The 23,362-nt window shown below is 73.8% G+C and carries 17 protein-coding genes; 5 read left to right on the top strand and 12 right to left on the bottom strand.

The window, feature by feature from the left end:
• Positions 1–160 precede the first annotated feature (160 nt).
• From asnB to ACRAS8_RS31115, 3 genes are all read left to right on the top strand, one after another.
• Positions 161–2,014, top strand: a complete 1,854-nt coding sequence (asnB, locus tag ACRAS8_RS31125) for an asparagine synthase (glutamine-hydrolyzing) (RefSeq protein ID WP_438489311.1) — start codon at positions 161–163, stop codon at positions 2,012–2,014.
• 61 nt (positions 2,015–2,075) lie between these two features.
• Positions 2,076–3,413, top strand: a complete 1,338-nt coding sequence (locus tag ACRAS8_RS31120) for a cytochrome P450 family protein (RefSeq protein ID WP_438489310.1) — start codon at positions 2,076–2,078, stop codon at positions 3,411–3,413.
• Positions 3,407–4,396 (top strand): L-tyrosine/L-tryptophan isonitrile synthase family protein, encoded by a 990-nt coding sequence (locus tag ACRAS8_RS31115; protein WP_438489309.1) that lies wholly within the window; start codon positions 3,407–3,409, stop codon positions 4,394–4,396. The genes ACRAS8_RS31120 and ACRAS8_RS31115 overlap by 7 nt, the downstream gene beginning before the upstream one ends.
• Before the next feature lie 47 nt (positions 4,397–4,443).
• Here ACRAS8_RS31115 and ACRAS8_RS31110 read toward each other — a convergent pair whose 3' ends face one another.
• The 8 genes from ACRAS8_RS31110 to ACRAS8_RS31075 form a co-directional block, all read right to left on the bottom strand.
• On the bottom strand, positions 4,444–5,220 hold the full coding sequence (locus ACRAS8_RS31110) for an ABC transporter ATP-binding protein (protein ID WP_438489308.1): 777 nt from the start codon (positions 5,218–5,220) through the stop codon (positions 4,444–4,446).
• Positions 5,217–6,257 (bottom strand): FecCD family ABC transporter permease, encoded by a 1,041-nt coding sequence (locus tag ACRAS8_RS31105; RefSeq protein ID WP_438489307.1) that lies wholly within the window; start codon positions 6,255–6,257, stop codon positions 5,217–5,219. Before ACRAS8_RS31105 ends, ACRAS8_RS31110 begins: the two co-directional genes overlap by 4 nt.
• Entirely contained in the window at positions 6,257–7,324 is a 1,068-nt protein-coding gene (locus ACRAS8_RS31100; RefSeq protein WP_438489306.1) for an ABC transporter substrate-binding protein, read from the bottom strand. Before ACRAS8_RS31100 ends, ACRAS8_RS31105 begins: the two co-directional genes overlap by 1 nt.
• Positions 7,325–7,461: 137 nt before the next feature.
• Complete coding sequence (locus ACRAS8_RS31095) at positions 7,462–7,920, bottom strand: cyclic nucleotide-binding domain-containing protein (RefSeq protein WP_438489305.1); 459 nt, start codon at positions 7,918–7,920, stop codon at positions 7,462–7,464.
• A 99-nt stretch (positions 7,921–8,019) separates the two neighbouring features.
• Positions 8,020–10,944, bottom strand: a complete 2,925-nt coding sequence (locus tag ACRAS8_RS31090; RefSeq protein ID WP_438489304.1) for an NHLP bacteriocin export ABC transporter permease/ATPase subunit — start codon at positions 10,942–10,944, stop codon at positions 8,020–8,022.
• A 1-nt stretch (position 10,945) separates the two neighbouring features.
• Positions 10,946–13,225, bottom strand: coding sequence for an NHLP family bacteriocin export ABC transporter peptidase/permease/ATPase subunit (locus tag ACRAS8_RS31085; RefSeq protein WP_438489303.1), 2,280 nt, complete (start codon positions 13,223–13,225; stop codon positions 10,946–10,948).
• Positions 13,222–14,028 carry an HlyD family efflux transporter periplasmic adaptor subunit gene (locus tag ACRAS8_RS31080; protein ID WP_438489302.1) on the bottom strand — a complete coding sequence of 269 codons (807 nt, stop codon included), beginning with the start codon at positions 14,026–14,028 and terminating at the stop codon, positions 13,222–13,224. The genes ACRAS8_RS31085 and ACRAS8_RS31080 overlap by 4 nt, the downstream gene beginning before the upstream one ends.
• 210 nt (positions 14,029–14,238) lie before the next feature.
• Positions 14,239–14,454, bottom strand: a complete 216-nt coding sequence (locus ACRAS8_RS31075) for a type A2 lanthipeptide (RefSeq protein WP_438489301.1) — start codon at positions 14,452–14,454, stop codon at positions 14,239–14,241.
• Between the two features lie 673 nt (positions 14,455–15,127).
• On the opposite strand from ACRAS8_RS31075, the gene ACRAS8_RS31070 reads away from it, so the two are divergent.
• Positions 15,128–16,168: a PHP domain-containing protein gene (locus ACRAS8_RS31070; protein WP_438489300.1), complete on the top strand. Its 1,041-nt coding sequence runs from the start codon at positions 15,128–15,130 to the stop codon at positions 16,166–16,168.
• Between the two features lie 64 nt (positions 16,169–16,232).
• Here ACRAS8_RS31070 and ACRAS8_RS31065 read toward each other — a convergent pair whose 3' ends face one another.
• The 4 genes from ACRAS8_RS31065 to ACRAS8_RS31050 form a co-directional block, all read right to left on the bottom strand.
• Positions 16,233–17,144, bottom strand: coding sequence for a LysR family transcriptional regulator (locus tag ACRAS8_RS31065; RefSeq protein ID WP_438489299.1), 912 nt, complete (start codon positions 17,142–17,144; stop codon positions 16,233–16,235).
• Positions 17,145–17,260: 116 nt separating this feature from the next.
• Positions 17,261–18,454, bottom strand: coding sequence for a glycine C-acetyltransferase (locus tag ACRAS8_RS31060; RefSeq protein WP_438489298.1), 1,194 nt, complete (start codon positions 18,452–18,454; stop codon positions 17,261–17,263).
• A 46-nt stretch (positions 18,455–18,500) separates the two neighbouring features.
• Complete coding sequence (gene tdh / locus ACRAS8_RS31055; RefSeq protein ID WP_438489297.1) at positions 18,501–19,529, bottom strand: L-threonine 3-dehydrogenase; 1,029 nt, start codon at positions 19,527–19,529, stop codon at positions 18,501–18,503.
• 299 nt (positions 19,530–19,828) lie between these two features.
• Entirely contained in the window at positions 19,829–20,563 is a 735-nt protein-coding gene (locus ACRAS8_RS31050; protein WP_438489296.1) for a VOC family protein, read from the bottom strand.
• Between the two features lie 295 nt (positions 20,564–20,858).
• Between ACRAS8_RS31050 and ACRAS8_RS31045 the strand changes: the two genes are divergently transcribed.
• Positions 20,859–23,276 carry a SpoIIE family protein phosphatase gene (locus ACRAS8_RS31045; RefSeq protein ID WP_438489295.1) on the top strand — a complete coding sequence of 806 codons (2,418 nt, stop codon included), beginning with the start codon at positions 20,859–20,861 and terminating at the stop codon, positions 23,274–23,276.
• The last annotated feature ends 86 nt before the right edge of the window (positions 23,277–23,362 follow it).

The following is a 23,362-nucleotide window of genomic DNA, read 5'->3' as shown; positions in this document are numbered from 1 at the left end:
CGAAGAAGCACCCCGGTACCGACGTACCCACGTACTCACGAGGCGCCCAGGCGCTCAGGCACCCACGTGCCCACGGGACCCACGTGCCCAACCACCCACGTGCCCACGGCCCCACGCACCCGGGTGCCCCCACCCCCACCACCCCCAGAAAGGCAGTCCCATGTGCGGCATCACCGGCTGGATCTCGTTCGGCGAGGATCCCGGTCACCGCCCCCGGGTCATCGAGCGGATGACCGCGGCCCTCGCCCCGCGCGGCCCCGACGGCTCGGGTGTCTGGCGCGGGCCACACGCCGCGATCGGCCACCGGCGACTCGCCGTACTGGACATCGAGGGCGGCGCACAGCCCATGACGGCCGGGGCCGGTGCCAGTGCCGGCGCCGACGTCGTCCTCAGCTACAGCGGCGAGGTCTACAACCACCACGAGCTGCGCGCCGAACTCCGCGGCCTGGGGTGGGAGTTCACCACCCGCAGCGACACCGAGGTGGTGCTGCGCGGCTACCAGGAGTGGGGCGCCGGGCTCGCCGCACGGCTGGAGGGCATGTACGCGTTCGCGGTGTGGGACGCCCGGGCCCGGCGGCTGCTGCTGGTGCGCGACCGGATGGGCGTCAAACCGCTGTACTACGCCCGGACGCCGGACGGCGGACTGCTCTTCGGCTCCGAGCCCAAGTCCCTCTTCGCCCACCCCGACTGCGCACCCCGGGTGGACGCGCAGGGGCTGCGGGAGGCGTACGGCCTGGTCTTCGGGACGGGGACGACGCTGTGGGCGGGCGTCCGCGAGGTGCCGCCCGGCGGGCTGCTGGCCTTCGACCGCGACGGGCTGACCGAGCGGCTCTACTGGCAGCTGACCGCGCGTCCGCACGACGACGCCGACCTCGCCGCCACCACCGCCGGCGTCCGCCGCCGCCTGGAGCACGCCGTCCGGTCCCAGCTGGAGGCCGACGTGCCGCGGTGCAGCCTGCTCTCCGGCGGGCTGGACTCGACCGTCGTCACAGCGCTGCTCGCGGACGAACTCCGGCTCCGCGAAGGGCCCGCGGCGCGGCTGCGCTCGTACGCCGTCGACTACAGCGACCAGGCGGAACGCTTCACCGGCGATGTGCTGCGCACCGGGCACGACGCGCCGTACGCGGTCGAGGCGGGCGCGTTCATCGGCACCGAGCACGACACCGTCGTCCTGGATCCGCAGACGCTCCTGGATCCCGTGCACCGCGCGGCCGTGGTCGCCGCCCGCGACTCGCCGATCGGCGTCGGCGACATGGACACCTCGCTCTATCTGCTGTTCGGCCGGATCGCGGAGCACTCGACGGTGGCGGTGTCGGGCGAGGCGGCGGACGAGGTGTTCGGCGGCTACCCGTGGTTCCACAGCCCCGCGGCGCGGGCCGCGTCGACGTTCCCGTGGCTGCTGGTCACCAGCGACGAGGCGGCCATGCCGCTGCACCCCGATCTGGCCGCGGCGCTGCGCATCGGGGAGTTCCAGCGCGACACGTATCGGGCCGCGCTGGCCGCCGTACCGCGCCTCGACGGCGAGAGCGCCGAGCGGCGCCGGCAGCGCGAGTTGCAGCATCTGTCGCTGACCCGCTGGCTGCGCCAGCTGCTGCACCGCAAGGACCGGCTCAGCATGGCGCAGGGCCTCGAAGTGCGGGTGCCGTACTGCGACCACCGCCTGGTGGAGTACGCCTTCAACGCGCCCTGGGCGCTACAGACGCACGACGGCCGGGAGAAGAGCCTGCTGCGCGCCGCGGGCGCCGGGCTCGCCCCGCCGTCGGTGCTGTGGCGGGCCAAGAACCACTATCCGGCCACCCACCACCCCGACTACAACCGCGGGCTGCAGCGGCTGGCGCACGAGGCGCTGGCCGCGGACGGCGGACGGGTGCGCGACCTCGTCGACGAACGGATCGTCTCCGCCGTCCTGAAGACGGAACCGGAGCGGCTGGAGTGGGGCCACCGGCTGCGGCTGGAGCGGGTGGTGGACCTCGCCCTGTGGCTCGACCGGTACCGGCCGGAGATCACCGTGTGAGGCGCATACGGCAGAGCCCGCCGTGATCCACACCCCACACCCCCCTCATGAAGGAGACCCCATGGACCTCTCGAACGCCATGAACCCCACCGACCCACCGCCCCCCATAGAGCTGTACGGCGCCGACTACAAACGCGACCCCTATCCCCTCTACGCCGAGCTGCGGGCCCGCGGGCCCGTTCACCGCGTCCGCTTCCCCAGTGGGGTGTGCGCCTGGCTCGTCACCGGGTACGACGCGGCACAGCAGGCGCTGACCGATCCGCGGCTGGGCAAACACCACTCGCGTGGCAACGCGGCCTGGCGGGCGCGCGCCTCGATCATGCCGGAGCCGCAGCACTCCCAGTTGCAGGTGCATCTGCTCCACCAGGACCCGCCCCGGCACACCGCGATGCGGCGCATGATCACCGATGCCTTCGCCCCGCAGCGGGTCGAGGCGCTGCGCCCCCGCTTCCAGGAGATGGCCGACGCCCTGCTGGACCGGTTCGCCGGCGACGGCCGGGCCGACCTGGTGGCAGAGTTCGCGGCCCACTTCCCGTTCCAGGTGCTGGCCGAAGTGATCGGCCTGCCGGCGGAGTTCGCCGCGCGCTTCGACCGCGACTGGGGGAAGGTGGTGCAGCCGGTCGGCCCCACGGACCCGGGGCGCCCGGCGTACGAGGCGCGGCTGCGCGGCCTGCAGCAGTACATCGCCGATCTCGTCGTCCACAAGCGGCGCGCGGCGGGCGGGGATCTGCTCTCCCGGCTGGTGGCCGCTCGCGACGCCGGGGAGCTGACCCCGGAGGAACTGGACTCGATGCTCTTCCAGTTGCTGGTCGCGGGGCAGGAGCCGGTGACCAACCAGATCACCACGGCGCTGGTCACCCTGCTGCGCCATCCCGACCACCTCGCCGCGCTCGCCGCCCGCCCCGAGCTGCTGCCGCGCGCCGTCGAGGAACTGCTGCGCCACGACGCCGCGTTCGAGCTGACGACCTGGCGGTTCTTCGCCGAGGACAGTGAGCTGCACGGGACGCGGATCCCGGCCGGCGACTCGGTGATCGTCTCACTGTGCGCGGCCAACCGCGACCCCCGGCGGTTCGCCGACGCCGACACCCTCGACTTCGACCGCTCGCCCAACCCGCATCTCGCCTTCGGCCAGGGCATCCACTTCTGCCCCGGCGCCGCGCTGGCCCGCGCCGAACTGCAGATCGCGCTGGGCACGCTGCTGCGGCGGCTGCCCGGCCTCCGCCTGGCCGTCCCGGAGGACGAACTGCCGTGGATTCCCGCGGTGTTGGCCCGTGGGGTGGACCGGCTCCCGGTGGCGTTCGGCCCGGAGTCCCCCGGCCCCGCGCCCCGCGGCTGCCCGATATCCGGCGCCCACGCGCCGAGCACACACGCACCGAGCACACCGGACACGGCATGCTGACCCGACCCGCCACCGCTCCCCGCCCCCAGGCCGGCCCCACCCGCTCGACCACCCGCGCCACCTGCGAGGACATCCTCCGCGTCCTCCTCCCCTACCGGCGCACCCTGGACGACCCGCACGGGGACGCCCCGGACGCCTTCCCGCTCCAGCTGCGGCAGTTGGCCCCCTGGGTCGCGGCGGGCCGACCGATCCCGTTCACCCTGCCGGGTTTTCCCTGCAAGTCCCCCCATCCCGCGAAGGTGCTGGGCCCGCTCCCCGATGAGGGCGAGCGGCTGGCGCTGCGCTTCCTGGACGGGCTGTGTGCCCGTATCGCGGCGGTGTATCCGCCGGGGGCACGGATGGTGATCTGCTCGGACGGGCACGTCTTCAGCGACCTCATCCGGGTGCCGGATGCCGCCGTCGACGCGTACGGGGACGGACTGCGGGCACTGATCCGGGACGAGGGGCTGACGGACCGGCTGAGCGTCTTCGACCTGCGCGCGGCGTACGGGGACCTGCCGTACGAGGAGAAGCGGGCCAGGATCGAGGCGGAGCACGCGCCCACGCTGGAGGCGCTGCGGGCCGAGACCCGCGCCGAGGAGACCGCGCGGCGGCTGTACCAGGGGATCACCCGTTTCCTCTTCGAGGACACCGACCTCGCGCGCTACCCCGGCACCCGTTCGGCGCTCCAGCGCGAGTGCCGGGCCCGGGCCTACGGCGTGATCCGACGGAGCCGGGCCTGGGGGGAGCTGATCGCGGAGTACCACCCGGGCGCGGTACGGCTGTCCATCCATCCGCAGCCGCGGGGTTCGGCCAAGTTCGGCATCCGGCTGCTGGACGCGCCGGACGTGTGGCTGACGCCCTGGCACGGGTGCGTTCTGGAACACCCGGACGGGCGCCGGGAGTTGCTGCGGCGGGCGGAGGCCGAGCGGCTGGGGCGGCTGGTCGTGCGCGGGGGGCGGCCGAGCCACTTCGCGGTGGCCGCGGACCCGGCGGCGGGCTGAGCCCGAAGGCCCGGTGGTGCGGGCCGGCAGCCCGCACCACCGGGCCCTCAGGGGTGCGTCCGGCGGTGGTCGAAGGCGATCAACGGGTCGCCGGTCAGCGGGTGTTCGGTCACCGCGGCCCGGACGCCGAAGACCTCCGCCAGCAGCTCCGGGGTCAGCACCGTGCGGGGCGGGCCGGAGGCCACCAGGCGGCCGGCATGCAGGACGTGCAGCCGGTCGCAGAGCGAAGCCGCGGCGTTCAGGTCGTGCAGCGAGATCAGGGTGGTCCGGGCCCGGTCACGGAGCAGGGCGAGCAGCTCGACCTGGTGGCGGACGTCGAGGTGGTTGGTGGGCTCGTCGAGCACCAGGACGTCCGGTTCCTGGGCGAACGCCCGGGCGAGCAGGACGCGTTGGCGCTCGCCGCCGGAGAGGGCGGAGAACCGGCGGGTGCCCTGTCCTGACATGCCGACGGCGGCGAGCGCGTCGGCCACCGTCGCCCGGTCGGTGCGGTCCTCGCCGGCGAACGCCCGCTTGTAGGGCGTCCGGCCCATCGCCACCACCTCGTGCACCGTCAGCTCGAAGTCGGCGGCGCGTTCCTGCGGCAGGGCGGCGATATGGCGGGCGGTCCGCCCGAGGGACAGGGTGCGTACATCGGTCCCGGCGAGCAGGACCCGGCCCGCGGTGGGCCGCAGATGGCGGTAGACGGTCCGCAGGACGGTGGACTTGCCGCTGCCGTTGGGGCCGACCAGCCCGACGATCTCCCCGGGCGCCGCCATGAGGTGGACGCCGGCGACCACGTCCCGTCCGTCGTAGCTGACCCGCAGCTCCTCGATGTCGATCCTCATCGCTCCGCCCCCAGTCGCCGGTCCAGGACGAGCAGCAGGGCCGGGGCGCCGATCATGGCCGTGACCACCCCCACGGGGAGTTCCTGGCCGTCCATGGCGGTGCGGCACACGACGTCGACGACCACCAGCAGCAGCGCCCCGGTGAGGGCGGCCAGCGGCAGCAGGCGGCGGTGGTCGCCGCCGAGGACCAGCCGGCACAGGTGCGGCACCATCAGGCCGACGAAGGCGATGGCGCCGGAGACCGCGACGAGGGTGCCGGTCAACAGGCTCGTCACGACGAAGAGTTCGCGCCGAAGCCGGGTCACGTCCACGCCGAGGCCGGCCGCCGTCTCGTCGCCCATGAGCAGCGCGTTCATCGCGCGGGCGCGGGCCTGGAGCACCAGCAGCCCGGCTCCGACGGCGAGGGCCGGCAGCCACAGCGCGCCCCAGGTGGCCCCGCTCAGGCTGCCCATGAGCCAGAACAGCACCCCGCGGGTCTGCTGTTCGTCGCCGGCCTGGAGGACGAGGTAGCTGGTGAAACCGGACAGGAACTGGCCGATACCCACCCCGGCCAGCACCAGCCGCAGCGGCGAGAAGCCGCCGCCCCGGCGCGCCATCAGCCACACCAGGGCGAACGCGGCGAGCGCGCCGGCGAAGGCGGCCGCCGACAGGCCGAGGCCCAGTGCCCCGCCGGCGCCCGCGCCCAGCACGATGGCGGCGACCGCGCCGAGCGAGGCGCCGTTGGAGATGCCCAGCAGGTACGGGTCGGCGAGCGGGTTGCGGACCAGGGCCTGGGTGGCGGTGCCGACCAGGCCGAGTCCGGCGCCGACGAGGGCCGCCAACAGGGCCCTGGGCACGCGGAGTTGCCAGACGATCAGCTCGTCGGTGCCGGGCCGGGGCGGGGCACCCCGGAGCCGGTCCAGGACGACGGACCAGACGTGTCCGGGGGCGAGGTCGGTGGCGCCCAGGGACACCGCGGCGGTCAGCGCCGCCAGCAGTGCGACGGCGAGCAGGAGGGCGAGCGGTCCGGTGCGCGCCAGGTGTGTCCGCTCCCCCACTAGCGCGCCGCCTTGAACCGCGCCGGGTACAGGGTGTGCGCGATCTCCTCGACGGTGTCCGCGGTGCGGGTGCCGGGGAGGGTGGTGCGCTCCGAGCCGATCCGCAGGAACCGGCCGGCGCGGACGGCGGGCAGGTCCTTGGTGGCGGGGAACGTCTTCAGGAACTGGGCGGCCTGGTCGTACGCCGCGGCGTTGGCGGCCGCGTCGCCGCGGTCGCGGACGCCCAGCTGGATCCAGTCGGGGTTCTTGGCGACCACGTCCTCCCAGGAGACCGGCTTGAAGTCGCCGTCGCAGTCGCCGAAGACGTTGCGGGCGCCGGCCTGGGTGAGCACGGCGTTGCCGACCTGCTTGCCGCAGAGGGCCATCGGCTGCTTGGTGCCGGCGTCGAAGTCGAAGAAGAAGTAGCGGGGCCGCTGCGCCTCGGGGACGTCCGCCAGGGCCTTGTGGACGGTGTCGACCTTGGCCCGCATGCCGGCCACGAGGGCGCGGGCCCGCGGGGCGGTGCCGGTGACGGCGCCCAGCCGGGTGAGGTCGCCCTCGACGCCGGACAGGTCGCGCTGCGGCCCCTTGGCCATGGCGGCGCAGGCCGTGGAGGCGAGGTAGATGTGGCGGATGCCGGCGGCCGCGAACTCCTCCTCGGTGGGGGTGTCGCCGGCCCCGCCCATGGCGCCCATGGAGGCGAAGGTATCGATGTAGAGGTCGGCGCCCGACCCCAGCAGCTTCTCCTTGGGGATGATGCCCTTCCCGAGGACGGGCACCTTGGCGGCCCGGACGCCGAGGTCGCCCGGCAGCGTGCCCTTGCCGGGCGGGAATCCGGTGCCGATGACGCGGTCGCCGGCGCCCAGCCGCAGCAGCATCTCCAGGGCGGTGGCGTTGCTGGTGACGATCTTGCCGGGCGGGGCGGTGAAGGTGGTCTCGGCGCCCTTGCAGTCGGCGACCTTCACGGGGAAGCCGTCGCGGCCCGGTGGGCCGTCCGCCGCCGTGCCGCGTTCGCCGCCGCCTCCGCCGCACGCCGTGGCGGTCAGCGCGACGACCATCGCGAGTCCGCACCACTTTCCTGGGCGCATGGGTCTTCTCCCCTACCACTGTGACGCTCCGGCCGGTCTCCGGCCGCGGGCCACCCTCGTGACCCGGCACAGGTAGTCGGGGGTGAGCCGCTTCCGGTTCCCGGGAACGCACAGGTCGTCCCAGGTCGTCCCGCGGGTCACGGTCCGGCGGCGCTGCCCTGGGGCCCGTAGAGGTCGAGGAGCCGGGTGCGGGTGCCGTGGAGGCGTTCGGCGACGGTCTCGGCTACGTAGCGGTAGACGGCGCGGCCCAGGACGGGGTCGTCCTCGCACAGGGCGCGGACCAGGGTGGCGTCGAACTGCAGGGCCTCGACGGGACCGACGGTCTCCGCGCCGAGGTGCCAGAGGTAGGGCGGGAACAACCAGGACCAGCCGAGGAGTTCGTCCCGGCCGAGGATTTCCACGACGGCGGCCCGGCGGCCGGGGACGTGCTGGTCGAGGGCGACCCGGCCGGTGCTGATGATCCAGAAGCGGTCGGCCCGGTGGCCCTCCTCGAAGAGGCGGGTGGCGCGGGGCAGCGACACCTCGTGGGCAATGTCGGTCAGCCGCCGGCGCCGGTCCGGGGGCAGGGCGTCGAACAGCTGCTGGACCTTGGGCATCTCGTCCTCCATCGACCGCTGTGCAGTGCTTGGCACGATATGCGGCGGATCGGGGGGATACGGGGAATGGCCGGTCCGGCGGCCAGCGGCGGCTGTGCGTCAGGCCATCTGACGGCGTACCAGGTCGTGCAGCCGGCCGCCGGTGTCGGCGAGGAGATCGGCCGGGGCGCCCTCCTCGACGATCCGGCCGTCCGCCATGACGAGGACCCGGTCGGCGTCGAGCACCGTGGAGAGGCGGTGCGCGATGACCACCCGGCTGGCGCTGAGCGCGCGGGTGCTGTCGATGACGATCCGCTGGGTCTCGTTGTCCAGCGCGCTGGTGGCCTCGTCGAAGAAGAGGATGCGCGGGCGGCGGACCAGCGCCTGGGCGATCATCAGGCGCTGCCGCTGGCCGCCGGAGATGGCACCGCCACCGGCGATCATGGTGTGCAGGCCCATCGGCATCCGCTTGATGTCCTCGGCCAGGCCGGCCATCCCGGCCGCCGCCCAGACCTCCTCCTGGGTGAACACCTCGGCGCCGCAGATGCAGTCCAGGATCGAGCCGGTGAGCGGCTGGGCGTTCTGCAGGACCACCCCGCACTGCCGGCGCACCGCCGCCTGGTCGAGCGCGCCGAGGTCCTGGCCGTCGTAGAGGACGCTGCCGGCGGACGGCCGGTCGAAGCCGATGAGCAGCCGCAGCAGGGTCGACTTGCCGCAGCCGCTGGGGCCGACGATCGCCACGAACTCGCCGGGCCGCACCTGGAGGGAGACGTCGTCGAGGACGAGCGGGCCGTCCTCGCTGTAGCGGAAGGAGAGCTTGCGGGCCTCGATGGCGCCGGAGAGCACCCCGGGCTGGGAGCTGCCGCCGCGGACCTCGGGGGCCTCGTCCAGGACCGGCCGGATCTGTTCGAACATCGGCAGGGCCGCGGCGGCCGAGACAAAGGCGCCGGTGAGCTGGGTGACCGAGGTGAGCAGCATGGTCACCGAGGTGTTGAAGGTCAGGAAGGCACCGGCGGACAGGGTGCCGCGGGCCGGCCCGGCCAGCAGCACGAACAGCGCGAGGGAGCACAGCGGCAGGTAGACGGCGTTGAGGACGGTGGTGATGTTCTTGATCCGGCCGGCCTTCTGCTGGAGTTCCCGGGAACGGGCGAACTCCCGGGCCCAGGCCGCGTAGGCGAAGGACTCCGCCGCCGCGACCCGCAGTTTGGGCAGCCCGCGCAGGGTCTGGAACGCCTGGTTGTTGAGCTTGTTGCCGAGCGTCACCAGCCGGCGCTGCCAGCGCAGTTCCCACAGTCCCAGGACGAGGAAGACCGCGCCGATGACGAGCAGCATGGCGCACGCGGCGAGCGCCAGCGGGACGCTGTAGACCAGCAGCAGCACGAGGTTGACCGCCCCGACCGTGCCGGCCTGGACGGCGACCGGCCCGACGCCGGCCAGCACCCGACGGATGGCGCTGATGCCCATGGCGGCACTGGCCAGTTCGCCGGTGGAGCGGGCCGCGAAGAACTTGGTGGGCAGACGGAGCAGCCGGTCCCAGACGGCCGGCTGGAGGACGCTCTCGATCCGGCCCTCGATGCGCAGCACGGTGAGGTTCTGCAGCAGGGTGAAGGCGGCCGCGACGACGCCGGCGATGATGACGGCGAGCGCGACCTGGACGATCGGGCCGCGGGCGGCGGCCGGGACGTAGACGCCGAGGACCTTGCCGGTGGCGATCGGGACGAGGGCGCCGAGGGCGACCGTCACCAGTCCGCTCAGGGCGAGGTTGCGCAGGTCGGTGCGGTTGCCGCGGAGGCTGAAGCGCATCAGCCGCCACAGTGTGAGCCGGCGGTCCGGCAGCGGCCGGTAGAACATCACCGCGCGCGGCTCGAACTCCGCCGCGTTGTCCTGGCCGATCCGTATCCGCAGCCCGGAGGCCGGGTTGACCGCCTCGTAGCGGCCGCGCCGCCACAACAGGGCCACCGGGGCGCCGGACTTGGCCCGGTGGCCCACCAGCGGCCCGGCGTCGGTGCGCCACCAGCGGCCGTCGAGGCGGACCGCGCGGGTGCGGATCCGGGAGGCCAGGGCGATCCGTTCGACGGGGCTGATCCGGTCGCCGGCGGCGGCGCCCTTGGGAGGTTCGGTGAGCGGGATGCCGGCCGCCCCGGCGACCTTCCGGCAGACCGCGAAGGTCAGGTCGTCGCCGGCCCGGTCGCGGCCCGCGCCGGTACGGCCGGCGCCCGGGTCCTTGCCGATGGAGGCCAGCAGCGCCTGGTCGGCGCGTTCCCGGACGGCCTCGCCGGCCTTGATGCCGGCCGCGGCCCGGTCCTCGTGGGCGCGCTCCAGCTGCTCGATCCAGCGGTCCACGGCGGACAGCAGCCGGTACTGCTGGTTCACCATCCGCTGCCACAGCGCGGCGTCGACGAGCAGGTCGGCGGCGGCCTCGGCGCCGTAGGAGGCGCCGTACTGGACGCTGCCGGGCGGCACCGGCATCCACAGGACGTCGTCGTCGGCGACCGCCTCGTCGGTGGGCCGGCCGTCCAGCGGCGCCTCGAAGAGCACGCCCAGCCCGCGGGCGGTACCGAGCGCGAAGGCATGCTCCAGAGGGCCGGCCGCCGCAGCGCCCTGGGTGCCCTCGTAGCCGTATGCGTCGTAGGTGTCGGGGTGCGTCCCCTGGTCGCCGTAGCCGGCGTACTCGGGGCGGGGCAGTTCGCGCAGGGCGATCCGGCGCAGTCCGCAGTGCTGGGACGGGCGGCCGACGAGGGTGTGCTGGGGGCCCTGGACGGGGCCGAGCAGCAGGGTGCCGGCTTCGAGGCGCCCGAGGAAGTGCCAGGGGCCCTCCTGGGTGGCGTCGACCGCGAACAGGTCGAGGGTGCCGCCGGTGACCAGCCACAGGACGTGCGGGCCTTCGAGGGGGACGGTGCGCAGCCCGGCGCAGTCGACCGGTGTGCCGAGGCCGCCCAGGGCGTGGGTGACCGCGTCGGCGCCGTCCGGGCCGGTCGCCGGAAGGGCGGGTGCGGCCGGTGGCGTGGCGGGTCCGGCGTCCGGGGACGGGTGTGCGGATGCCACGTCAGTGCTCCTTGACCAGCTCGGCGTAGACGCCACCGGCGGCGACCAGTTCCTCGTGCCGGCCGCGTTCGACGACCGCGCCGTGGTCGAGGACCACGATCTCGTCGCTGTCGCGGACGGTGCTCAGCCGGTGGGCGATGATGACGCAGGCGCAGCCGCGGCGCCGCAGGTTGTCCATGATGACCGCCTCGGTGCCGGCGTCCAGGGCGCTGGTGACCTCGTCGAGGACGAGGATGCTGGGGCGCCGGACCAGCGCCCGGGCGATCTCCAGGCGCTGCCGCTGGCCGCCGGAGAAGTTGCGGCCGTCCTGCTCGACGCGGCTGTGGATGCCGTCGGGGCGGCGGGCGATGACGTCGTCGTAGAGGGCGGCGTCCTGGAGGGCGGCGATCACCGCGTCGTCGGGGATGGAGGGGTCCCACAGCGCGACGTTGTCCCGGACGGTGCCCTCGAAGAGGAAGACGTCCTGGTCGACGAAGGAGACCGAGGCGGCCAGGGCGCTGCGCGGGATGTCCGCGAGGCGCTGTCCGTCGATCCGGATGGTGCCTTCCCAGGGGGTGTAGAGGCCGGATATCAGCCGGGAGACGGTGGACTTGCCGCTGCCCGAGCCGCCGACCAGGGCGACCTGCCGGCCGGGCCCGACGGAGAGTGAGAAGCCGGTCAGCAGGGGGGCGTCGAGCGGGCTGTAGCCGAAGGTGATGTCGTCGAGGGTGACATGGCCCTTGAGGCGGCGGGTGCCGGCGTCCGCGTCCGGGCGGGTGTAGTGGGCGTCGGCGGGGAAGTTCTCGACGTCCTTCAGGCGGGCGACGTCTGCGGCGAAGTCCTGGATCCGGCCGGCGACGCCGTTGAGCCGGGTGATCGGGGCGGTGAAGCGGGTCACCAGGGCCTGGAAGGCGACCAGCAGACCGATGGAGATGTGGCCCTCGACGGCGCGCAGGCCGCCGATCCACAGGATCAGGGCGCTGTTGAGGGTGGCGAGGGTGGGGGCGACGACGGCCAGCCAGGCGCTGGGGACGCCGAGCCGCTGCTGTTCCTCCAGGGTGGCGGCGTGCTGCCCGGCCCAGCGGCGGAAGTAGCCGTTCTCGCCGCCGGTGGCCTTCATCGTCTCGATGAGCTGCAGGCCGGTGTAGGAGGTGTTGGTGAGGCGGGCGGTGTCGGCGCGCAGCTTCTGGGTGTGGGTGGCGCGCAGCCGCACCACGATCCGCATGGCGACGACGTTGAGCAGCGCGATGAGCACGCCGATGACGGTGAGTTGGGGGTCGTAGGTCCACAGCAGCACCGCGTAGAGGACGACCACGACGCCGTCGACGGCGGCCGCGGCCAGGTCGCGGGCGAGGGTCTCGGCGACCGCGTCGTTGGACTGCAGACGCTGGACGAGGTCGGCGGGCGCGCGCTGGGCGAAGAAGGTGACCGGCAGCCGCAACAGGTGGCGCAGGAAGCGGGCGCTGCCGAGCGTGGAGGAGATGATCCGGCCGCGCAGCAGGTTGGCCTGCTGGAGTCCGGTGAGGACGGCGGTGAGCACCACCATCGCGGTCATCGCGGCGAACAGCGGCCCCAGCAGCGAGGTCTGGTTGCCGATCAGGAACATGTCGATATAGGTGCGGCTGAGCGCGGGCAGCGCGGCGCCGGCGCCGACCAGCAGCAGGCTGGCGAGCAGCGCCGCCAGCAGGGTGCCGGCGGTGCCGCGGAGCCGGGCCGGCAGGGCCTGCAGCACGCTGGGTTTGCGGCCGCCCCGGCGGAACTCCTCGGTGGGTTCGAAGACCAGGACGACGCCGGTGAAGCTGGTGTCGAAGTCCTCCGTGGGCACGAAGCGGCGGCCCTTGTCGGGGTCGTTGAGGTGGACGCCGCGGCGGCCGAGGCGGCGGCCCATGCCGTCGTAGACGACGTAGTGGTTGAACTCCCAGAAGAGGATGGCCGGCGCCTGGACCTCGGCGAGTGCGGCCGGTTCCATCTGCATGCCCTTGGCCTGCAGGCCGTAACTGCGGGCGGCCTTGAGGAGGTTGCTGGCCCGGGAGCCGTCGCGGGAGACGCCGCAGGCGATCCGCAGCTCCTCCAGCGGGACGTGCCGCCCGTAGTGGGCGAGGACCATCGCCAGGGAGGCGGCGCCGCACTCGACGGCTTCCATCTGGAGCACGGTGGGGGTACGGACGGCCTTCGTCGCCTTGGGGGCGGCGGCCGAGGGTCTGCGGCGGCGGGCGGGCGAGGGGCCCTCGGGGCGGTGCCGGCGGCGCCCGGCGGGCGGGAGGTGCTGCGGAGGCGCGGCGGAGGCGTCGGGGGCGGTCACGAGAGCAGCCAATCGATCGGGTGCTGCGCGGCCAGGTGGACGGCGGCGGTGGCCTGGGTCATCGAGGCGAGGGCGAACGGCGGGCCGCCGGAGGTGGACCAGGCATAGCCGGAGGCGGTGGGCGCGGTGTCGAGCCGGACCAGGACCGCGATCGGCTGGCCGGTGCGGGAGAACTGCTCGCCGAGCTGGGCGCTGCCCAGGAACGCGGAGATCCGCTGGCGGGACTGGGCGGCGCGGCCGACGGCCGCGACCCGGCCGCGCAGTACGCCGAACCGCTGGCTGGGGGCGGAGGCGACGGTGAGGTCGACGGCGGCGCCGGCGGGGAGGGTGGCGGCGCTCTCGGCCGGGACGTAGAGGGTGGCGGTCAGCGGGTCGCGGGGGCCGGTGGTCCGCTCGACGGAGGCGAGGTCGACGCCGGTGGTGACGACCGAGCCTATGGTGGCGACGACGCCGGTCAGCCGGCCGGCGGCCAGGGCACGGACGACGGTGGTGGTGCCCTGTGCGGTGCGTATCCGCACCAGGGGGGCGCCGGTGGCGACCTGCTTTCCCTCCTCGGCGAGGACCGCGGTCACCTGTCCGGCGACCGGGCTCTGCAGGACGTAACTGCCGTGGCCGTGGGTGAGGATGCCGGGGGCGGTGAGGGTGGCGGAGACGGTGCCGGTGATCGCCCAGACGGTCGCGGCGATCATCACGAGGACGCTGACGGTCAGCACCAGCCAGCCCTGGGGGCGGGCGAACCGCACCGGAAGGTCGAGTTCCTCGGGCGATTGCAGCTTGGACAGGGCCTGTTGACGGAACTGCACGGCACTCCTCCCTCAACTGCGGGGGTCGGTACGGGCGGACGGAGTCCGCCGCCGGTGCGGAGATCCGGCGGCGGACAGCCGGGTGCCCCGGGACCCGGCCGGAACCGGGTTGTCCGGGGCACTCGGCACGGCAGATCGGCAGGGAGGGGGCGCCGACTACCGTCACGACCTTATGTGGCTGTGCCGCGCGGCGGCACGGGGTCCGCTGGATCAGAGACCGTTGGTGAGGTTGGTCACGGTGCTCTGCACGTTGAGGCCGGTGGCGCCCTCGGCCACGCCGGTGACGTTGCCGAGCGCGGGGGAGACCGGGGCGACCGAGTCGACGGTGGTGGTGACGGTGCTCAGCACACCGCCCACGAGGCCACCGGACACGTTGTCCAGGTCGGCGTCGGAGATTTCCTGGGTCTGAACCTGGGCGTTGTTCATGATGTTTCCCTTCGGATCAATATCAAGAAAAAACAGCGGGCGGGCCGTCCGGTGGGGGACCCGGCCGCGGCCACGGTAGTGGGACCCCGGATATCCGGAAACCCCGGCGACCACCGCGGTGCGATGGATCAAAGCATGCGGGGTGGTTGCCCTGCTAATCGGATGAGCCGAGATCCGGACGTGGCCGCACCGGGAAATTACCGGACGTGTACGTGCGTCCATGACTTGGTCCGAGCATCTTCACAACTCCCCCGGTTTCCTTTTCGGCTATCCGTCGTTGTGACGCCCGCGGAATGGGACATTCCGGAAGCAAGTCGCCGCTCATCAGGGCGCCTTCCCGGCCCAAAACCGCGCCGCGTGTGCCGGCTGCGCATTCGGTGTGCAGATTTCCTGGAGACCCCCGAACTCAACACCCGGCCGGCACACCCGGGCACCCCGAAGTCCGATTCATGTTTCCGCAGTACAGCCGCGGCATTGCCCCGGTTTTAACCGAACATGATTGCCCGCCACTTCCCGTACGTTCATGACCGGAATCGTCACGACTATCGCCCCGCATTCCACGGGAAACGGATCGACCATCCAGAGAACGGACATATTCGCATAACTGCGGTAGCGGGCCTTCGCCGGGCCGGCCGCGGTGGCAACCGGCCCCGGCCCGGTGCACGGTGGGTGTGTGGATCCCGTGGCGGCGCTGGAGCGGATCGCGTTCCTGCTGGAGCGGCAGGGAGCGGTGACGTACCGCGTGCAGGCGTTCCGCACCGCGGCGTCGGTGATCGGTCAACTGCCCGCGGACGAGCTGCGCGCGCGGGCCGGGAACGGCACGTTGGCGCGCCTCAAGGGTCTCGGCCCCAAGACGACCCGGGTCGTCGAGGAGGCGCTGGCCGGGCAGCGGCCCGCCTATCTCGCACATCTGGAGGAAGAGGCCGGCGGCCCGCTGGTCGACGGCGGGCGGGGGCAGGCGCTGCGGCGGGCCCTGCGCGGCGACTGCCATCTGCACTCGGACTGGTCGGACGGCGGCAGCCCCGTCGAGGCGATGGCCCGGGCCGCCCGCGACATCGGCCACGACTGGTGCGCGCTGACCGACCACTCCCCCCGGCTCACCGTCGCCCGCGGACTGACCGCCGAGCGGCTGCGCAGGCAGCTGGACGTGGTCGCGGAGGTCAACGCGCGCCTGGCGCCGTTCCGGCTGCTGACCGGGATCGAGTGCGACATCCTCGACGACGGCTCGCTCGACCAGGAACCGGAACTGCTGGCGGAGCTCGATGTGGTGGTCGCCTCCGTCCACTCGAAACTGCGGATGGACAAGGGGCCGATGACCCGGCGGATGGTGGCCGCGGTCCGCAGTCCGCTGGTGGACGTCCTGGGCCACTGCACCGGGCGGGTGGTCACCGGCCGGGGCCGCCCGGAGTCGGCGTTCGACGCCGCGGAGGTCTTCGCGGCCTGCGCCGAGCACCACACCGCGGTGGAGATCAACTGTCGCCCGGACCGCCTCGACCCGCCGCGCCGCCTGCTGCGGCAGGCCCTGGACGCCGGCACCCTCTTCGCCGTCGACAGCGACGCGCACGCGCCCGGCCAACTGGACTGGCAGATCTACGGCTGCGCCCGCGCCGAGGAGTGCGGCGTCCCGGCCGGCCGGATCGTCAACACCTGGACGGCCCGCCAACTGGCGGCCTGGAAGCGGACCGGCCGCACTCCGCGCACGACCGGCGGCTGACCACCGCCCGCCCGCGCCGCGCCGCCGACTCGGCACCGGCACACGGCACACGAGCCTCGCCCCGTCAGCCGCCCTGCGCGGCCGCCGCCGTCCGCAGCGCCGCCAGTACCGGACGGAACAGCGGATGGCCCTCCGCACCCCGCCGGACCGCGGCGAACACCCGGCGGGTGGGCGCGACCCCGTCGACCGGCCGCACCACCACACCCCCCAGATCCATCCCGCGCAGCGCCGAGCGCGGCACCAGGGCCACCCCCGCGCCCGCCGACGCCAGCGCCACCACCGCCCGGAAGTCGTCCGAGGAGTGCCGGAGATCCGGCCGGAACCCGGCGTACTCGCAGGCCAGGACGACCACGTCATGGCAGGGATTGCCGGAATAGGGCCCGATCCAGGGGTCCTTGGCGAGCCCGGCCAGCGGCACCGCCGCCGCACCGGCCAGCGGATGGCCGGGCGGCAGCACCGCGTCGAACGGCTCGGCGTAGAGCGGCACGCGGGTCAGCCGGGGGTCGTCGGCGTCCGGCGCGCCCCGGTACTCCACCGCCACCGCCACATCGACCTGCCGGTCCAGCACCATCGGCAGGCTGGCGTCGCCCTCCGCGTCCTGGACCCGGACGCGGATGCCCGGCGCGGAAACGGCGAGTTCGGCCAGGGCCGGGGCGAGCACCAGCCCGATGCCGGTCGCGAACGCCGCGACCGTCACCGTGCCCTCCTCGCCCTTGTCGTACGCGGCCAGCTCCGCCTCGGCGCGCTCCAGCTGGGCCAGCACGGCGTTGGCGTGGCCGAGGAGGATGTCGCCCGCGGCGGTCAGCCGGACGCCGCGGGCACCACGCTCGACGAGGCGGTGGCCGGTCTCCTGTTCCAGCGCGGCCAGCTGCTGGGAGACCGCCGAGGGCGTGAGATAGAGCGCGGCGGCGGCGGCGGTCACCGTGCGGTGGTCGGCCAGCGCACGGAGGATGTGCAGCCGACGTGCTTCGATCATGGATCCAGTTTCGCAGGGCCCGGGCCTGTCCGGTGGATCAGTCGCGGACCCGGCCGTGATCCACATGATCCACCGGACCGGCCCGAAGGCCGCCCTGTGCCCCGGAAACCGTGAGATCAGCTCTCCAGTGCGGCGCGGGCGGCCACGAAGGCGTCCACCGCGCGGTGCACGTCCTCGGTGGAGTGGGCGGCGGAGAGCTGCACGCGGATCCGGGCCTCCCCCTTGGGGACCACCGGGTACGAGAAGCCGATCACGTACACCCCGCGCTCCAGCAGCAGCTCGGCCATCCGGCCCGCCTCGGCCGCGTCACCGATCATGACGGGCGCGATCGGGTGCTCGCCGGGCAGGATCGCGAAGCCCTCCTCGGTCATCCGGGAGCGGAACAGCGCCGTGTTGGCGTGCAGGCGTTCGCGCAGGTCGCCGGCGCCCTCCAGGAGGTCGAGCACCTTGAGCGAGGCGGCCGCGATCACCGGCGCGAGCGAGTTGGAGAAGAGGTAGGGGCGGGAGCGCTGGCGGAGCAGCGCGACGATCTCGGCGCGCGCCGCGACATAGCCGCCGGAGGCGCCGCCCAGCGCCTTGCCGAGGGTGCCGGTGAGGACGTCGACGCGGTCCATCACGCCGCACAGCTCGGGGGTGCCGCGGCCGCCGGCGCCGACGAAGCCGACCGCGTGCGAGTCGTCGACCATCACCATCGCGCCGTAGCGGTCGGCCAGGTCGCAGATCTCCCGCAGCGGCGCCAGGTAGCCGTCCATGGAGAACACGCCGTCGGTGACGATCAGGGTGCGCCGGGCGCCCTGCGCCTCCTTCAACTGCCGCTCCAGGTCGTCCATGTCGCGGTTGGCGTACCGGAAGCGGCGGGCCTTGGAGAGCCGGATGCCGTCGATGATGGAGGCGTGGTTGAGGGCGTCGGAGATGACCGCGTCCTCCGGGCCGAGCAGGGTCTCGAAGACACCGCCGTTGGCGTCGAAGCAGGAGGAGTAGAGGATGGTGTCCTCCTGGCCGAGGAAGCCGGAGATCCGCCGCTCCAGTTCCTTGTGCACTTCCTGGGTGCCGCAGATGAAGCGGACCGAGGCCAGTCCGTAGCCCCAGCGGTCCAGGGCCTCGTGGGCGGCGCCGATGACCTCGGGGTGGTCGGCGAGGCCGAGGTAGTTGTTGGCGCAGAAGTTGAGGACCTCGCCGGGGCGGCCGCCGGCGGTGACCGCGACGGTGGCGGACTGCGGGGTGCCGATCACCCGCTCCGGCTTGTGCAGTCCGGCGGCGCGGATCTCGTCGAGGTCGGTGCGCAGGTCGTCGCGTACGGCGTCGAACATCAGGGGTGTCTCCTTAAGGGTGCGCGAGTCAGTCAGGGCGGGGGGTTCAGGCGCTCCAGTCGAGGATGACCTTGCCGCCCTGGCCGCTCGCCGCGTCGGCGAAGGCGGCGTCGAACTCCTGGTACGGGTAGCGGCCGGTGATCACGGGGGCGAGGTCGAGGCCGCCCTCCAGCAGCACCGACATCGCGTACCAGGTCTCGAACATCTCCCGGCCGTAGATGCCCTTGATCGTGATCATCGAGGTGACGATCCGGGACCAGTCGACCGGGAACTCCTCGGAGGGCAGCCCCAGGACGGCGATCCGGCCGCCGTGCGTCATGTTGGCGATCATGTCGCGCATCGCCTCGGGCCGGCCGGACATCTCCAGGCCGATGTCGAAGCCCTCGCGCAGGCCCAGTTCGCGCTGGCCGTCCTCGATCGAGCGGCCGGCGACGTTGAGGGCGAGGCTGACGCCGACCTTGCGGGCCAGCGCCAGGCGCTGCTCGCTGACGTCGGTGATCATCACGTGGCGGGCGCCGGCGTGCCGGGCGACCGCCGCCGCCATGATGCCGATCGGGCCGGCCCCGGTGATCAGGACGTCCTCGCCGACCAGCGGGAAGGAGAGCGCGGTGTGCACGGCGTTGCCGAACGGGTCGAAGACCGCGGCGATGTCGAGGTCGACGGGCACCCGGTGGACCCAGACGTTGGAGGCGGGCAGCGCGACGTACTCGGCGAAGGCGCCGTCCCGGCCGACGCCCAGGCCGACCGTGGCGCGGCACAGATGGCGCCGGCCGGCCTGGCAGTTGCGGCAGTGGCCGCAGACCAGGTGGCCCTCGCCGCTGACCAGGTCGCCGCCGTTGACGTCGGTCACGTCGCGGCCGGTCTCGACGACCTCCCCGACGAACTCGTGGCCGACGGTCAGCGGGGTGCGCACCGCCTGCTGGGCCCAGCCGTCCCAGGCGCGGATGTGCAGATCGGTGCCGCAGATGCCGGTGCGCAGCACCTTGATCAGCACATCCCCCGGGCCGATCGCCGGCTCCGGCACGTCCGTCAGCCAGAGTCCCGGTTCCGCCTTCTGCTTGACCAGTGCCTTCACCGCATCGGCTCCCGTACGTGAATGAGTGCTGTGACGTCACGGGGGCCAGGTGAGCCCGCCGATCTCGGCCAGAAATCTTCCCTATGGCGGGCTCCGGGTCCATCGAGGATTTCTTAACCGCGCCCTCAGATCACCTTTACGCCCCACTCGTCACATGAATGCGGAGCCGTCACACCAGTCCACGGCCGGCGCCTCCGCGGCCGTCCGGGGATGACAGCTGTCGGCAGCGGCCCGGGCCGAAAACGGCCTGGAGGGGCGGGAGTTGCCGAGGCGCCGGCCGGTGGCCCCCGCTACCGGCATCAGTCCGGCGGTCCAGGCCCCGTCACGGTGAACAGGCCGCCGTCCGGATCGCGCACCATCGCCTGGCTGCCGGTCCCGTCCCGGGTCGCGGTCACCGGGGTGACGGTGCCGCCGGCGTCCACCGCGGCCTCGGTCACCGCCGGCACGTCCGGCACCCGGAAGTGCACATGCCACTGCGGCCGCACCCGCGGATCCGGGGCGGCCTCCACCGCCCCGCCGCGCAGCGCCGCCACCACATGCGTCCCGTCGTGCACGATCACCTCGTCGTGCTCGTACGTCACCTGGCAGCCGCCCGGCTTCTCCGACGCCCAGTCGAAGACCTCGGCGTAGAAGATGGCCGCGGCGAACGCGTCCCTGGTGCGCAGTTCGAGGATCGCCGGGGCGTGGCCGGTGCCCACCGACCAGGCCAGCGTCTGCCCCTCCCAGAAGCCGAAGGTGGCACCGTCGCGGTCCGCGGCGAGGGCGGCCCGCCCCGGGCCGAGCTTGAGCGGCCCCACGGCGACCGTGGCGCCGCGCTCGCGGATCCGGGCGGCGGCGTCGTCGGCGTCCGGCACCGCGAAGTACGCCGTCCAGGCCACCGGCACCTGGAAGCTCGGTGCCAGCGCCCCGATCCCGGCGACCGGCTCCCCGTCGAGCAGGGCGACCGAGAACTCCTCGCCGAGGCTGGCCGAGCGGAACTGCCAGCCCAGCACGGCTCCGTAGAAGCGATGGGCGGACTGCAGGTCGCTGGTCATCAGGCTCACCCAGCAGGGCGCGCCGCGTACCGGAGCGGTCGGGCGGGGCGACGGCATCGGCATCTGCCTCCTGGTGCTCGGGCCGTTCGACGGGTGAACGTGCGTCAGCCGTCAGCCCGCGCGGGACGGCGTGGATCGCGGCCGGGTCCTCGGCGCCCCCTCCCACTGTGCCAGCGACCGCCCGGCCCCGCACCAAGGGACGTCCGCCACCGGTCGCCCGCTCGGGGCAGAGCCGGTTGTGCGGCTCGATACCGGGCTCGATGCTGGAGGTACCGAACCGGGCTGGGTTGATGCCATGAACGCATGGAGCACGGCGACGAGCGCCGACTTCCGTGGTCCCCTCGACGTCACCAGAGCGGCCACGGCGGTACTGGACGCCCGGGGGCTGGTGATCGGGTGGAGCGCGGCGGCCCGGAAGCTGCTGGGCTACGCACCGGAGGACATCGTCGGCCGGCCCGTCGGCGTCTTTCTGCCGGCCACGGCCGACCGTGCCCCGGGCCTCGCGGAGCCGTCGGGCCCGGACATGGCCAGCATCGAGGCCCGGACCGCCCGGCACGCGGACGGCCACCGGCTGCCGGTGGCGGTCACCATGTGCCCGCTGTCCGACGCGCTCCAGGACACCGCTGAGGGGCCGGCCCGGGTCCTGGTGGCGACGGGCCTGGACGACCTGCGGCGGTGGGAGGCACGCCAGGCGATGCTGCACGGGCTGGCGACGCAGTCGCCGGTGGGACTGGCCATCTATGACAACGACCTGCAGCTGACGTGGTTCAACAGCTCGTACGGGCGGGAGATCGGGCTGCCGCTACGGCAGTTGATGGGCAAGCGGGCGGACGAGCTGTATCCGGGCGAGTTCGTGACCGAGGGCTACCCGCACGAGCTGGAGGTGGTGATGCGCCATGTGCTGGCGACCGGTGAGCCCTTCGTCGATCTGCACTTCGTCGGCGAGCAGCCCACCGACCCGGGCACCGAGCACGTCTGGTCCTGCTCGTACTACCGGCTCCAGGACCCGGACGGGCGGGTGCTGGGGGTCTGCGAGGACTCCTTCGACATCACCGACCGCTACCAGGCGCAGCGCCGGCTGAACCTCCTGGTCGAGGCCGGCCGGCGGATCGGCACCACGCTGGACATGGTCGGCACCGCACGGGAGGTGACCGAGGTCGCGGTCCCGGACTTCGCGGCCACGGTCACCGTCGACCTGGTGCGCGCAGTGCTGGAGGGCGGCGATCCGGAGCCGGACGGGGCCGGGGTGCCCGAACTGGTCCGGGTCGCGGCCCGCTCCCGGGACGACCCGCCGGACCGGCCGCCGCTCCCGCCGCACCCGGTCGCCTACCGGCGGGGCATGCTGCCGTACCGGAGCCTGTCGTCGGGCGGGCTGATCCGCACCGAGCGGACGATCGTGGTGCCGCTGCGGGCCGGCGGCCCCCTCATGGGGCTGGTCACCTTCGACCGCGGGGACAGTCCGCGGGTCTTCGACAGCGGCGAGGTCGACCTGGCCGACGAACTGGTCCTCCGTGCCGCGGTCTCCATGGACAACGCCCGCCGGTTCGCGCGCGAGCACACCGCGGCGCTCACCCTCCAGCGCGATCTGCTGCCCCAGCACCTGCCCGCGCAGTCCGCGGTGGACATGGCCTACCGCTATCTGCCCAGCGACGACCGGGCCGGGGTGGGCGGCGACTGGTTCGACGTGATCGGGCTGTCCGGCACCCGGGTCGGGCTGGTGGTGGGGGACGTCGTCGGACACGGGCTCCAGGCCGCGGCCACGATGGGACGGCTGCGCACCACCGTACGGGCGCTGGCCCGGATGGACCTGGCGCCCGACGAGCTGCTCGGCAGGCTCGACGACCTGGTGGGGCAGACCCCGGAGGAACGCGCCGCCGGGGGCGCGGCGGAACCCGGCCCGGACGCCGTCACCCCCGGCGTGACCTGCCTGTACGCGGTCTACGACCCGGTCTCGCGACACTGCACGATGGCCCGGGCCGGGCATCCGCCGCCGGCCGTCGTGGCGCCCGGCGGCGCGGTGTCCTTCCCGGATCTGCCGGCCGGGCCGCCGCTGGGGCTGGGCGGCCTGCCGTTCGAGTCCTGGGAGACCGAGCTGCCGGCGGGCAGCCTGCTGGCGCTGTTCACCGACGGGCTGCTGCGCGGCCGGGAGGGGGACGTCGACGCCGGGCTGGCGATCCTGGCCGAGGTGCTGCGGGCGGACGGGCGGCCGCTGGAGGAGCTGTGCGACCGGGCGCTGGCGGAGCTGCTGCCGGGCGGGACGACGGCCGACGACGCGGCGCTGCTGCTGGTGCGGACCAGAGAGCTGGACGCCCGGCAGGTGGCCGCCTGGGAGCTGCCCGCGGAGCCGGCCGCGGTCGCCACCGCCCGGGAGCTGGCCACCGGGCAGCTGGCGCGGTGGGGCCTGGCGGAGCTGTCCTACGCGAGCGAGCTGACGGTCAGCGAGCTGGTCACCAACGCCGTCCGGCACGCCTCCGGGCCGGTGCACCTACGGCTGCTGCGGGATCTGGCGCTGGTGACGGAGGTCTCCGACACCGCCCACACCTCTCCGCACCTGCGGTACGCCGCCAGCGACGACGAGGGCGGCCGGGGGCTGTTCATCGTGGCGCAGCTGGTGCAACGCTGGGGGACGCGGTACACGCGGACCGGCAAGACGATCTGGACGGAGCAGGCGTTCCCGCCGGACTATCCGGGGGCTCCGCGGCCGGTGGGCTGAGCAGGCAACCCGGGGTACGCCGTGCGGGTCGGCGGAGCCGGTCCCATGATGGAAACCACCAGCGAGGTCCCGGCACTCGGCGGGCG

It is taken from the genome of Streptomyces sp. S186 (genome assembly GCF_051603415.1).
GTDB lineage: Bacteria > Actinomycetota > Actinomycetes > Streptomycetales > Streptomycetaceae > Streptomyces.
Note: the sequence above shows the minus strand (reverse complement) of the source record. Positions and strands in the feature narration are given on the sequence as shown.

Excerpts from the sequence above, each read along its gene's own strand:
- asnB (WP_438489311.1), top strand. The coding sequence starts at position 161 with ATGTGCGGCATCACCGGCTGGATCTCGTTCGGCGAGGATCCCGGTCAC.
- ACRAS8_RS31120 (WP_438489310.1), top strand. The coding sequence starts at position 2,076 with ATGGACCTCTCGAACGCCATGAACCCCACCGACCCACCGCCCCCCATA.
- ACRAS8_RS31115 (WP_438489309.1), top strand. The coding sequence starts at position 3,407 with ATGCTGACCCGACCCGCCACCGCTCCCCGCCCCCAGGCCGGCCCCACC.
- ACRAS8_RS31110 (WP_438489308.1), bottom strand. The coding sequence starts at position 5,220 with ATGAGGATCGACATCGAGGAGCTGCGGGTCAGCTACGACGGACGGGAC.
- ACRAS8_RS31100 (WP_438489306.1), bottom strand. The coding sequence starts at position 7,324 with ATGCGCCCAGGAAAGTGGTGCGGACTCGCGATGGTCGTCGCGCTGACC.
- ACRAS8_RS31095 (WP_438489305.1), bottom strand. The coding sequence starts at position 7,920 with ATGCCCAAGGTCCAGCAGCTGTTCGACGCCCTGCCCCCGGACCGGCGC.
- ACRAS8_RS31075 (WP_438489301.1), bottom strand. The coding sequence starts at position 14,454 with ATGAACAACGCCCAGGTTCAGACCCAGGAAATCTCCGACGCCGACCTG.
- ACRAS8_RS31065 (WP_438489299.1), bottom strand. The coding sequence starts at position 17,144 with ATGATCGAAGCACGTCGGCTGCACATCCTCCGTGCGCTGGCCGACCAC.
- ACRAS8_RS31060 (WP_438489298.1), bottom strand. The coding sequence starts at position 18,454 with ATGTTCGACGCCGTACGCGACGACCTGCGCACCGACCTCGACGAGATC.
- ACRAS8_RS31050 (WP_438489296.1), bottom strand. The coding sequence starts at position 20,563 with ATGACCAGCGACCTGCAGTCCGCCCATCGCTTCTACGGAGCCGTGCTG.
- ACRAS8_RS31045 (WP_438489295.1), top strand. The coding sequence starts at position 20,859 with ATGAACGCATGGAGCACGGCGACGAGCGCCGACTTCCGTGGTCCCCTC.